The sequence below is a fragment of the Pseudomonas coleopterorum genome, assembly GCF_900105555.1.
In the GTDB taxonomy this organism is placed as follows: domain Bacteria; phylum Pseudomonadota; class Gammaproteobacteria; order Pseudomonadales; family Pseudomonadaceae; genus Aquipseudomonas; species Aquipseudomonas coleopterorum.
In genome coordinates this window covers 2,566,727-2,578,202 of the sequence record NZ_FNTZ01000001.1, presented here as the reverse complement: position 1 = coordinate 2,578,202, position 11,476 = coordinate 2,566,727, and the positions used below count along the sequence as shown (strand labels likewise).

Annotated in this window: 9 protein-coding genes; 1 reads left to right on the top strand and 8 read right to left on the bottom strand. The window is 64.9% G+C overall.

Annotated features, from left to right (window positions below; genetic code table 11):
• Window positions 1-158 precede the first annotated feature (158 nt).
• The 8 genes from BLV18_RS11440 to xdhA form a co-directional block, all read right to left on the bottom strand.
• Window positions 159-1,181 carry an ABC transporter permease gene (locus tag BLV18_RS11440; protein ID WP_049859808.1) on the bottom strand — a complete coding sequence of 341 codons (1,023 nt, stop codon included), beginning with the start codon at window positions 1,179-1,181 and terminating at the stop codon, window positions 159-161.
• A complete protein-coding gene (locus BLV18_RS11435; RefSeq protein ID WP_090358619.1) occupies window positions 1,178-2,239 on the bottom strand; it encodes a microcin C ABC transporter permease YejB in 1,062 nt (353 codons plus the stop codon). The genes BLV18_RS11440 and BLV18_RS11435 overlap by 4 nt, the downstream gene beginning before the upstream one ends.
• Entirely contained in the window at window positions 2,239-4,086 is a 1,848-nt protein-coding gene (locus BLV18_RS11430; protein WP_090358617.1) for an extracellular solute-binding protein, read from the bottom strand. The genes BLV18_RS11435 and BLV18_RS11430 overlap by 1 nt, the downstream gene beginning before the upstream one ends.
• Before the next feature lie 118 nt (window positions 4,087-4,204).
• Entirely contained in the window at window positions 4,205-4,486 is a 282-nt protein-coding gene (locus tag BLV18_RS11425; protein WP_043189047.1) for a peptidylprolyl isomerase, read from the bottom strand.
• Window positions 4,487-4,573: 87 nt separating this feature from the next.
• Window positions 4,574-5,881, bottom strand: a complete 1,308-nt coding sequence (guaD, locus tag BLV18_RS11420; protein WP_090358615.1) for a guanine deaminase — start codon at window positions 5,879-5,881, stop codon at window positions 4,574-4,576.
• Entirely contained in the window at window positions 5,878-6,744 is an 867-nt protein-coding gene (gene xdhC / locus BLV18_RS11415; protein ID WP_090358613.1) for a xanthine dehydrogenase accessory protein XdhC, read from the bottom strand. Before xdhC ends, guaD begins: the two co-directional genes overlap by 4 nt.
• Complete coding sequence (gene xdhB / locus BLV18_RS11410) at window positions 6,737-9,112, bottom strand: xanthine dehydrogenase molybdopterin binding subunit (protein WP_090358611.1); 2,376 nt, start codon at window positions 9,110-9,112, stop codon at window positions 6,737-6,739. Before xdhB ends, xdhC begins: the two co-directional genes overlap by 8 nt.
• Entirely contained in the window at window positions 9,105-10,559 is a 1,455-nt protein-coding gene (gene xdhA / locus BLV18_RS11405) for a xanthine dehydrogenase small subunit (RefSeq protein ID WP_090358609.1), read from the bottom strand. Before xdhA ends, xdhB begins: the two co-directional genes overlap by 8 nt.
• Window positions 10,560-10,814: 255 nt before the next feature.
• On the opposite strand from xdhA, the gene BLV18_RS11400 reads away from it, so the two are divergent.
• Window positions 10,815-11,474 carry a GntR family transcriptional regulator gene (locus tag BLV18_RS11400; protein WP_090358607.1) on the top strand — a complete coding sequence of 220 codons (660 nt, stop codon included), beginning with the start codon at window positions 10,815-10,817 and terminating at the stop codon, window positions 11,472-11,474.
• Window positions 11,475-11,476 lie beyond the last annotated feature (2 nt).

Below are 11,476 nucleotides of genomic sequence, written 5' to 3'. Positions count from 1 at the left end.
GGGCAGGAGCCTTGTGCGGTGACAGTAAGGGCCTCTTCGCGGGCAGAGGGCTCGGCCGCCCGCCCCGCTCCCACAAGGACCTGTTGAAAGCTGAACCTGTGGGAGCGGGGCGGGCGGCCGAGCCCTCTGCCCGCGAAGGGCGCCCTGCCGATCTCACTTCAAGCACGCGGATCAAACGCATCGCGCAGCCCCTCTCCAATGAACACCAGCAGCGACAGTATCAGCGCCAGCGTGAAAAACGCCGTGAAGCCCAGCCACGGTGCCTGCAGGTTCTGCTTGCCCTGCGCGATCAGCTCGCCCAGCGAAGCACTGCCGGCCGGCATGCCGAAGCCCAGAAAATCCAGCGCCGTGAGGGTCGAGATCGCCCCGGTCAGAATGAACGGCAGAAAGCTCAAGGTCGCGTTCATGGCATTGGGCAGGATGTGCCGCAGGATGATCTTGCGGTCCGACAACCCCAGCGCCCGTGCGGCCTTCACGTATTCCAGATTGCGCCCGCGCAGGAACTCGGCACGCACCACGTCCACCAGCGCCAGCCAGGAAAACAGCGCCATGATGCCCAGCAGCCACCAGAAATTGGGCTCCACGAACCCCGACAGAATGATCAGCAGGTAAAGCACCGGCAGCCCCGACCAGACTTCCAGCAGACGCTGGCCGAACAAATCCACCCAACCCCCGTAGTAGCCCTGCAACGCTCCGGCAGCGATGCCGATCAGCGAGCTGATCAAGGTCAGCGCCAGAGCAAACAGAATCGACACCCGCGCACCGAAGATCACCCGCGCCAGTACGTCGCGGGACTGATCGTCGGTCCCCAACCAGTTGGTCGTCGAAGGCGGGCTGGGGGCAGGCTGGGTCAGGTCGTAGTTGGGCGTGTCGGCGCTGAACGGGATCGGCGGAAACAGCATCCAGCCGCCACGCGAGGCGATCAGCTGGCGCACGTAGTCACTGCGGTAGTCGGCCTGGAACGGCAACTGTCCGCCGAACTCCTGCTCGGTGTGACGTTTGAACACCGGGAAGTACAGCTCGCCGTCGTACTTGAGCACCAGCGGCTTGTCATTGGCGACCAGTTCGCCGCCCAGGGTCAGGGCGAACAGGGCCAGGAACAGCCACAGCGACCACCAGCCACGGCGGTTCTGCTTGAAACGGTCCAGGCGACGACGGGCCAGGGGCGACAGACGCATCAGGCATTCCTCGCGCTGAAGTCGATGCGTGGATCGACCAGGGTGTAGCACAGGTCGCCGATCAGTTTGATCAGCAACCCCAGCAGGGTAAAGATGAACAGCGAGCCGAACACCACCGGATAGTCCCGCGACACCGCCGCCTCATAGCTCAGGCGGCCCAGGCCGTCGAGGGAGAAAATCACCTCGATCAGCAACGAACCGGCGAAGAACACACTAATGAACGCCTGCGGCAAGCCGGCCACCACCAACAGCATCGCATTGCGAAACACATGGCCGTACAGCACCCGTCGCTCGCTCAGGCCCTTGGCCCGGGCCGTCACCACGTACTGCCGGGTGATCTCGTTGAGAAACGAGTTCTTGGTGAGGATGGTCAGGGTGGCGAAACCGCCGATCACCAGCGAAGTGACCGGCAGCACCAGGTGCCAGAAGTAATCGGCCACCTTGCCCAGCAGGCTGAGTTCGGCGAAGTTGTCCGAGACCAGCCCCCGCACCGGAAACCAGTTCAACGAGGTGCCGCCGGCGAACACCACGATCAGCAGCATGGCGAACAGGAATGCCGGCATGGCGTAGCCGATGATGATCAGGCTGCTGCTCCACACATCGAAGCGGCTGCCATGGTGTACCGCCTTGCGGATGCCCAGCGGAATCGACACCAGGTAGGTGATCAGCGTCGCCCAGAACCCCAGCGAGAGGGTCACCGGCATCTTGTCCAGAATCAGATCGGTGACCTTGGCACCACGAAAGAAACTGTTGCCGAAATCCAGCACCGCGTAGCTCTTGATCATCAGCCACAGGCGTTCATGGGCCGGTTTGTCGAAACCGTACTGGCGCTCGATGTCCTTGATCAGCTTGGGGTCCAGGCCACGGCTGGCGCGCGAGCCGCCTTGCAAGGTGTCGCCGCCACCGCCGGTGACGCTGCCGCCGCCCACACCCTGCAAGCGCGCGATGGCCTGTTCCACGGGGCCGCCCGGCGCAGCCTGGACGATGACGAAGTTGACCAGCAGAATCGCCAGCAGGGTCGGCACGATCAGCAAAAGGCGACGTAGTGTGTAACCCAGCATCAGTGTGTCTTCCCTGTCAGGCGGTCACGCATCTGTTCGGTGGTCAGCGCCGTGGGGCTGACCTCCCACCAGGTTTCGATCGCCGGGTCATTGGGCGCCGGGGAGGCGGGCATGCCGAAGCGGTTCCACCACACCGTCGAAGTGCCTGGCGGGTAGTAGTTGGGCACCCAGTAGTAGTTCCACTGCAGGACCCGGTCCAGGGCGTGGGCGTAGTCGCGCATCTGCGTCTGCGTGCTGGCCGCACCCAAACCGTTGATCAGCGCGTCCACGGCCGGATCCTTGAGCACCATCAGGTTGTTGGAACCCGGGTCGGTGGCCACGCCGGAACCGAAGAAGCCGTACAGCTCGATACCCGGCGTCGGGGTCACCGGATAGCCGGTAATGATCATGTCGTAGTCGCGGGCCATCAGCCGGTTGACGTATTGCGACGAATCGATGCGGCGGATCTCCATGGTGATGCCGATCTGCGCCAGGTTGCGCTTCCACGGCAGCAGCAGGCGCTCCAGGCCGTTCTGGGTGTTGAGGAAGGTGAAGCTCAGCGGTTTGCCTTCGGCATTCACTAAACGGTCGCCGTCGGCATGCCAACCGGCCAGCTGGAGCAGCCGCAGCGCCTGCAACTGCTTGTCGCGGATCAGCCCGGAACCGTCGCTGACCGGTGCGTGAAACACCTGGGTGAACACTTCATCCGGCACCTGGCCACGCAGTTGTTCCAGAATCTTCAGTTCGCCGTCGCTGGGCAGTTCCCGAGCGGCCAGGGGGCTGTTGGAGAAGAAGCTCTGCTGGCGGATGTACATGCCGCGCATCATCTGCCGATTGCTCCATTCGAAATCCCAGAGCATGGCCAGCGCCTGGCGCACGCGTCGGTCCTGGAACACCGGCCGTTGCAGGTTGAACACGAAGCCCTGGGCCGGTTGCAGGCCTTGCTTGGCCAAGTGCGCGCGCTGCAGGCGACCGTCGTCGAGCGCCGGGCCGTTGTAGCCGATGGTGTAGGCCGTGGCGGAGAACTCGCGGTTGTAGTCGTAACCGCCGCCGCGCAGCACCTGGCGGGCGACGTCGGTGTCGCCGAAGTACTCGATGCTGAAATGGTCGAAGTTGTACATGCCGCGCGCTTCGGGCAGGTCCTTGCCCCACCAGTCGGGATTGCGCTTGAAGGTGATGCTGCGGCCGTTGTCGATCTTCTCGATCGAGTAAGGGCCGCTGCCCAAGGGCGCCTCGAAACCGCCGCCGTTGGCGAAGTCGCGGGTTTTCCACCAATGCTCGGGCAGCACCGGCAGGGTGGCCAGGTCCAGCGGCAGGGTACGGCTTTCGGCATTCTTGAAATTGAAGCGCACCTGTCGCGGACCCTCGACCTGCACGTCGGCAACGTTGGCGAACTGAGTCCGATAGCCCAGGCTGCCTTCGCGCATCAGCAGCTCGAAGGTGTAGCGCACGTCCTCGGCGGTGATCGGCTGACCGTCGGCGAACACGGCCTTGGGGTTGAGGTAGAAGCGCAGCCACCGGCCGTCATCGCCGCGCTCCATGCGCTCGGCCACCAATCCATAGACGGTGTAGGGCTCGTCCAGCGAGCGCACGGCCAGGGGCGAGTAGAGCAGGCCGTCGACCTGGCTGACACCGATGCCCTTGTCGATGTACGGCAGAATATGATCGTACTGGCCGATCTCGATGGCCGAACGGCGCAGGCTGCCGCCCTTGGGCGCGGCGGGGTTCACGTAGTCGAAATGCTGGAAGTCGGCGGGGTAGCGCGGTGCTTCGCCATAGACGGTCAGTGCATGCTGCGCTGCGGCCTGGGCGTGGGCCGCCGTGGTGAACAGGGCACAAAGAACGAAAGAGAGGAAAACTGCGCGCATTGTCTGCCTGGGTCGAAAAGCGAAGGGTGCAGCCTAACATCATGGCCCGGTGGTATTGCAAACGCAGAACGGCCCGCGATAGACGGGCCGTTCGGGTGTAGCGCAGACCGCGGACGAATCAGTCCTGACGGCTGGTGACTTCCAGCAGGTGGTAACCGAACTGGGTCTTCACCGGGCCTTGCACGACGTTGATCGGCGCGCTGAACACGACGGTGTCGAATTCCTTGACCATCTGGCCTGGACCGAACGAACCCAGGTCGCCGCCTTGACGGCTGGATGGGCAGGTGGAATTGGCCTTGGCGATTTCCGCGAAATCGGCGCCGCCTTCGATCTGGGCCTTGAGGTCGTTGCACTTGGCTTCGTCGGCAACCAGGATGTGGCGGGCAGTGGCTTTAGCCATGGTGATTCTCCTTTCTGAAAAGTGGGCAGGGTACCCGATTGAGGGGCGGTTTTCCTGCAAAAGTTCCATGGGAATCTGTATGGCGAGTCAGTCGCGGCTGTGCACCCGACGTCCAGCGGCGTAGGTCTGCAAGACCGCGCGGTCGTCGCCCAGGGTCATCAGTACGAACAGCACCTCTTCGAAGGTCTTGGCTTGCGCGATGCGGTAGCTGAGCAACGGCGTGGCATGGTAGTCGAGCACCACGAAGTCGGCATCGGTGCCCGGCTGCAGCGTGCCGACGCGGTCCTCCAGGCGCAGCGCGCGGGCGCCGCCTAGGGTCGCCAGGTACAGCGACTTGAACGGGTTGAGCTTTTCCCCCTGCAACTGCATGACCTTGTAGGCCTCGTTCAGGGTATGCAAAAGCGAGAAGCTGGTGCCAGCGCCGACGTCGGTGCCCAGGCCAACGTTGACCTTGAAGCGCTCGGCCTGGGGCAGGTTGAACAGGCCGCTGCCCAGGAACAGGTTGGAGGTGGGGCAGAAGGCGATGGCCGAGCCGGTTTCGGCCAGGCGCGCGCACTCGGCGTCGCACAGGTGCACACCGTGGGCCAGCACCGAGCGCTCGCCGAGCAGCTGGTAGTGGTCGTACACGTCCAGGTAGTTGCTGCGCTCGGGGAACAGCGCCTTGACCCATTCGATTTCCTGGAGGTTCTCGCTCAGGTGGGTCTGCAGGTAGACGTCCGGGTACTCGCGCAGCAGCTGTCCGGCCAGGGTCAGCTGGGCCTCGCTGCTGGTCGGTGCGAAGCGCGGCGTCACCGCATAGTGCAGGCGGCCCTTGCCGTGCCAGCGCTCGATCAGCGCCTTGCTCTGGTCGTAGCTGCTCTGGGCGGTGTCGGTGAGGTAGTCCGGCGCATTGCGGTCCATCATCACCTTGCCGGCGATCAGGCGCAGGTCCAGGGCCTGGGCGGCCTCGAACAGGGCGTCGACCGATTCGGGGTGGACGCTGCCGAACACCAGCGCGGTGGTGGTGCCGTTGCGCAGCAGTTCCTTGAGGAAGATCTGGGCGACACCGTCGGCATGTGCCTTGTCGGCGAACTGGCCTTCACAGGGGAAGGTGTACTCGTTCAGCCAGTCCAGCAGTTGCTCGCCATAGGAGCCGACCATGCCGGTCTGGGGGAAGTGGATGTGGGTGTCGATGAAGCCGGGAGTGATCAAGGCATCGGGGTAATGGCTCACCTCGACGTCGTCCGACAGCGTCGGCAGCACCTCGCTGGCGGCGCCCAACGCACTGATCCGCCCGTCCTCGACCACCAGCACGCCATCGGCGAAGTATTCGTAGGAGGCCTGGACACCGACCAGGGCAGGGTCGTCGAGGCTGTGCAGGATCGCGGCGCGATAGGCTTTGCGGGTAAGGCTCATGGTGCATCTCTCAAGGGAACGGGGCTGCGGCGCGAGCGCGGCAGCAGTTGGGCGACCCCCGGCGAGCTGGCTGTCCCCGGCTCGGCGCGGGCGCCAAAGTGCGCATTGTAGGTGGCGATGATCTCGGCGGCGATGGAAACGGCGATTTCCATGGGCAGCTTGCCCTTCACCGCTGCCAGGCCCATGGGGCAGCGCATGCGCTGCACCACTGCGGGCGCGATGCCGCGGTCGCGCAGACGGTGCTCGAATCGCGCGCGCTTGGTGGCGGAGCCGATCAGGCCGAACCAGGTGAAGTCGTTGCGCTCCAGGATGGCTCGGGTCAGTTCCAGATCCAGCGAGTGATCGTGGGTCATGACGATGCAGTAGCTGCCCACCGGCAGGCTCGCGACCTCGTCCACCGGCTCGTCGGTGATCACCTGGCAGACACCGTCGGGCAGGCTGGCCGGAAACTCCTCGGGCCGCGAGTCGACCCAGCGCACCCGGCACGGCAGGCTCGCCAGCAGCGGCACCAGCGCACGGCCGACATGGCCGGCACCGAACACCACCACCTGCGCCTGGGTTTGCGCCACCGGCTCGAACAGCAGCACCGTGGCACCGCCACAGCATTGCCCCAGGCTAGCGCCAAGACTGAAACGCTCCAGGCGTGTGGCGCGGGTACCTTCGGCCAGCATTTCGCGGGCGATCTGCAGCGCCTTGTATTCCAGGTGGCCGCCGCCAATGGTGTCGAACAGCGCCGTGGCGCTGACCACCATCTTCGCCCCGGCGTTGCGCGGCGTGGAGCCTTTCTCTTCGATGATGGTCACCAGCACGCAGGCTTCGCCACGGGCCTGGTGTTCGGCCAGGGCACCGATCCAGTCAGTCATGAGACACGCTCCCCGACGCCGCCTGGCGCATCTGCTCGCAGCCCCACAGCACCCGTTCCGGCGTGGCCGGGGCATCGATGCTGGGTTGCAGCCGGTAGTCACCCAGGCTGGCCACGGCATCCTTGATCGCGCACCAGGCAGCGATACCCAGCATGAACGGCGGCTCGCCCACGGCTTTGGAATGAAACACGGTGTCTTCCGGGTTCTTGCGGTTTTCCACCAACCGCACGCGCAGGTCCTGGGGCATGTCGGCCACCGCCGGAATCTTGTATGACGCCGGGCCGCTGGTCAGCAGCTTGCCCTGATCGCTCCACACCAGCTCCTCGCAGGTCAGCCAGCCCACGCCCTGGAGGAAACCGCCTTCCACCTGACCCAGGTCGATGGCCGGGTTCAGCGAGGCGCCAACGTCGTGGAGGATGTCGGTGCGCAGCAGCTTGTACTCGCCGGTCAGGGTGTCGATCAGCACTTCGCAGCAGGCCGCGCCATAGGCGAAGTAGTAGAACGGCCGGCCGCGGGCCAGGCTGCGGTCGTAATGAATCTTCGGCGTCTTGTAGTAGCCCGTGCTGGACAGCGACACCTGGCCCATCCACGCCTGCTGCACCAGGCTCTGGAAGGTCAGCAACTGGTCGCGCACGCGGACATGGCCGTTGCTGAATTCTACGTCTTCGTCACTGACCCGGTAGTGCCGGGCGGCGAACTCGACCAGCCGCTGCTTGAGAGTCAGCGCGGCGTTCTGCGCTGCCTTGCCGTTCAGGTCGGCACCGCTGGACGCCGCAGTGGGCGAGGTGTTGGGCACCTTGTCGGTGTTGGTGGCGGTGATCTGGATACGCGCGATATCGACCTGGAACACTTCGGCCACCACCTGCGCGACCTTGACGTTCAGGCCCTGGCCCATCTCGGTGCCGCCGTGGTTCAGGTGAATGCTGCCGTCGGTGTAGATATGGATCAGCGCGCCAGCCTGGTTGAGAAAGCTGGCCGTGAACGAGATACCGAACTTGACCGGGGTCAGCGCCAGGCCCTTTTTCAACACCGGGCTGTCGGCGTTGAACGCGCGGATCGCGTCGCGGCGCTGTTCGTAGTCGCAGCTGGCTTCGAGTTCGGCGGTGATCTCTTCGAGCAGGTTGTGCTCCACCGTCTGGTAGTAATGGGTGACATTGCGCTCGGTCTTGCCGTAGTAGTTGGCCTTGCGCACCGCCAGCGGGTCGAGGGCCAGATGGCGCGCAATGCGGTCCATCACTTCCTCGATGGCCACCATGCCCTGGGGGCCACCGAAGCCGCGGTAGGCAGTGTTGGACGCGGTGTGGGTCTTGCAGCGGTGGCCATTGATGGTGGCATCGCCCAGGTAATAGGCGTTGTCGGCATGGAACATCGCTCGGTCGACGATCGACGCCGACAGATCGGGCGAATAGCCGCAGTTGCCGGCCAGGTCCAGATCGATCCCGTGCAGCCGCCCGTTGTCGTCGAAGCCGACGTCGTATTCGATGTAGAAGGGGTGGCGCTTGCCGGTCATGAGCATGTCTTCGACCCGCGGCAGGCGCATCTTGGTCGGCTGCCCGGTCAGGCGCGCCACCACGGCGCACAGGCAGGCCGGGCTGGCGGCCTGGGTTTCCTTGCCGCCGAAACCGCCGCCCATGCGCCGCATGTCCACCACCACCTGGCTCATGGGCACGTTCAGCACCTCGGCCACCAGCTTCTGCACCTCGGTCGGGTTCTGCGTCGAGCAGTAGACGATCATCCCGCCGTCCTCGGTGGGCATCACCGAGCTGATCTGGGTTTCCAGGTAGAAATGTTCCTGGCCGCCGATGTGCAGGCTGCCCTGCAGGCGATGGGGCGCGCTGGCCAGTGCCGCTGCCGAGTCACCGCGCTGGTGGGTGTGGCTGTCGAGCACGAAATGCTGCTGGCGCAGCGCCTGGACCACGTCCAGCACCGGCGGCAGGTCCTCGTACTCGATCACGGCGGCCATCGCTGCGCGGCGGGCGCTGTCCAGATCGCGCGCGGCCACGGCCAGCACCGGCTGGCCGACGAACTCGACCTTGTCGATCGCCAGCAGCGGATCGCCCGGCAGCAGCGGACCGATGTCCTTGAGGCCCGGAATGTCCTCGTGAGTGATCGCCAGGCGCACACCGGGGATGTCGTAGCAGGCCGACGTGTCGATGCGCAGGATGCGCGCATGGGCCCGGTCGGAAAGCCGTGCGCACACGTGCAGCTGGTTGGGAAATTCCAGGCGGTCGTCGATGTACACCGCCTCACCGGTGACGTGCTTGTCGGCGCTGTCGTGCTTGATGCCCCGGCCAACGCCGGTGGTCAGGCCCTGGGCGAACAGTTCAGCCATACGTGCCTGGCTGTCGGGCGCTTGATGTTCAGACATGGGCGATCACCCGAGTTTGGAGGTGGGGCGACTGCAATTCGATGAAGCACTTGCGCAGCAGGTTTTGCGCGGTCAGCAAGCGGTACTGCTTGCTCGCGCGGAAATCCGACAGCGGTGTGAAGTCATCGGCCAGGGCGGCGCAAGCGGTTTCAACGGTCGCCTGTGTCCAGGGTTTGCCGAGCAACGCGGCCTCGCAGGCGGCGGCGCGCTTGGGAATGGCCGCCATCCCGCCGTAGGCGATGCGCACATCATGAACGCGGCCGTCTTCGATCAGCAGGTTGAACGCGGCGCAGACCGCGGAAATGTCATCGTCCAGGCGTTTCGAGACCTTGTAGGCGCGAAACACGCGGCGAGCGTCGGCCCGGGGCACGATGACCTTTTCGATGAACTCGCCGTCTTCGCGAGCGGTGATCCGGTAGTCGATGAAGTAGTCCTGCAAGGGCAGGGTGCGGCTGCGCTCGCCCTTGCGCAATACCAGTTGCGCACCCAGGGCCAGGAGCAGGGGCGGGCTGTCGCCGATCGGCGAGGCGTTGCCGATGTTGCCGCCCAGGGTGGCCTGGTTGCGAATCTGCAACGAGGCAAAACGGTGCAACAGATGGCCGAAATCCGCGTACTCGTCCGCCAGGGCCTGATAGCAATCGGTCAGCGGCGTGGCTGCGCCGATCTCCAGGCGGTCGTCGAAGGTCTCGATGCGCTTCATCTCGGCCACATGGCCCACGTAGATCATCACCGGCAGGACCCGATGCGCCTGTGTCACCTCCAGTGCCAGATCGGTGCCGCCGGCCAGTAGCCGCGCCTCGGGCTGCTCGCTGTACAGCTCGGCCAGATCGGCGACGGTCAAGGGCACCAGGCAGCGGTTGTTGCCACCGTTGAGCTCGTCGGTCTGCGCCGGCGCGATGGTTTTCAGCCGGGCGACGGTCTGCGCTTGCTGGCGGTCGAACTGATCGGGCAAGGCAGGTCCGCCGCAGGCCTGGGCCGCGGCGTCGAGAATGGGGCGGTAACCGGTGCAGCGGCAGAGGTTGCCGGACAGCGCCTCGCAGGCTTGCTCGCGGTTGGCCTGCGGCTGGTTCTTCTGCAAGGCGAACAGCGACATGACGAAACCTGGGGTGCAAAACCCGCACTGTGAGCCGTGGCAGTCGACCATGGCCTGCTGCACGCTGTGCAGGCGACCCTGATGCTTGAGGTCCTCGACGCTGAGCAGTTGCTTGCCGTGCAGGCTGGAAACGAACGTCAGGCAGGCGTTGCTGCTGCGATAACGAATGTGTGATTGACCCTGGTCTTCGACCAGCTCGCCGATCACCACGGTGCAGGCACCGCAATCGCCGCTGGCACAGCCCTCTTTGGTGCCCGGACGCGCCAAATCGGTGCGCAGGTACTCGAGCACGGTCAGATTCGGGTCCAGGGCATGCTCGGTGTGCAGCGTTTGATTCAAAAGGAACTGGATCACGGATGGCCTCACGACACCTGATTCTTGGGTCTGCCTCAAGCAGAATCTATGCGGCGGCCGGGGAGCGGTCAATGATTAGTTGACCTGCGGGTCAGGAAGTTGAGCGAGCCCGTTTCCTGCACCCCGGCAGTCATGCCCTTTGCCAAGCCACATCCGTGCCAACCTGCCGCCTTTGCCCGGCAATTGGGGTACACTGCGCGCCATGCTGCGATCACAGACAGCCGATCACCGATTACCGATTGTCGAAGGAAAACCATGACGTTCAAGGCGCCGGACAGCCTCGCCGAGCAAATTGCCCATCATCTGGCCGAGCGCATCATCAGCGGTGAGCTCAAGCCGGCCGAGCGCATCCAGGAACTCAAGGTCACCCAGGCGCTGAACGTCAGCCGTGGCTCGGTGCGCGAGGCCTTGCTGATTCTGGAACGGCGTCATCTGGTCGACATCCTGCCGCGGCGCGGCGCCCAGGTCAGCGAACTCAGCGAGCACAAGGTGCGCAGCCTGTGCGCCCTGATGGGCGAGATGTACATCATGCTCGGCGAGGCCGTGGCCCAGCGCTGGCAGAGCGAAGCCGACCTGGCGCCGTTTCTGGTCATCCAGCGGCGGCTGCACACCAGCTTCGAGCGCCAGGACATCAATGCCTTCGTCGAGGACAGCTTCAACGTCATGCGCGCCGCCTATCCCTTCGCCAACAACCCGTACCTGCAAGAAACCGTCGAGAACCTGCAACCGGCCATGAACCGCACCTACTACCTGGCACTGGAACAACGCAAGGCGTCGATGAGCGAATACCTGGCCTTGTTCGGGCGCTTGCTCGAAGCGGTGTCCGCGCGCGACCTGCCGCTCATCCGCAAGGTGCTGGGCGAATACTGCCAGCGCAGCTGCGAACTGGTGCTCAGCGCCTTGGCGGCCCGCTGAGC

What these genes read in the sequence shown, in the direction of transcription:
- BLV18_RS11435 (WP_090358619.1), bottom strand. Translation starts at nt 2,239, where the DNA reads ATGCTGGGTTACACACTACGTCGCCTTTTGCTGATCGTGCCGACCCTG.
- BLV18_RS11430 (WP_090358617.1), bottom strand. Translation starts at nt 4,086, where the DNA reads ATGCGCGCAGTTTTCCTCTCTTTCGTTCTTTGTGCCCTGTTCACCACG.
- BLV18_RS11425 (WP_043189047.1), bottom strand. Translation starts at nt 4,486, where the DNA reads ATGGCTAAAGCCACTGCCCGCCACATCCTGGTTGCCGACGAAGCCAAG.
- guaD (WP_090358615.1), bottom strand. Translation starts at nt 5,881, where the DNA reads ATGAGCCTTACCCGCAAAGCCTATCGCGCCGCGATCCTGCACAGCCTC.
- xdhC (WP_090358613.1), bottom strand. Translation starts at nt 6,744, where the DNA reads ATGACTGACTGGATCGGTGCCCTGGCCGAACACCAGGCCCGTGGCGAA.
- xdhB (WP_090358611.1), bottom strand. Translation starts at nt 9,112, where the DNA reads ATGTCTGAACATCAAGCGCCCGACAGCCAGGCACGTATGGCTGAACTG.
- BLV18_RS11400 (WP_090358607.1), top strand. Translation starts at nt 10,815, where the DNA reads ATGACGTTCAAGGCGCCGGACAGCCTCGCCGAGCAAATTGCCCATCAT.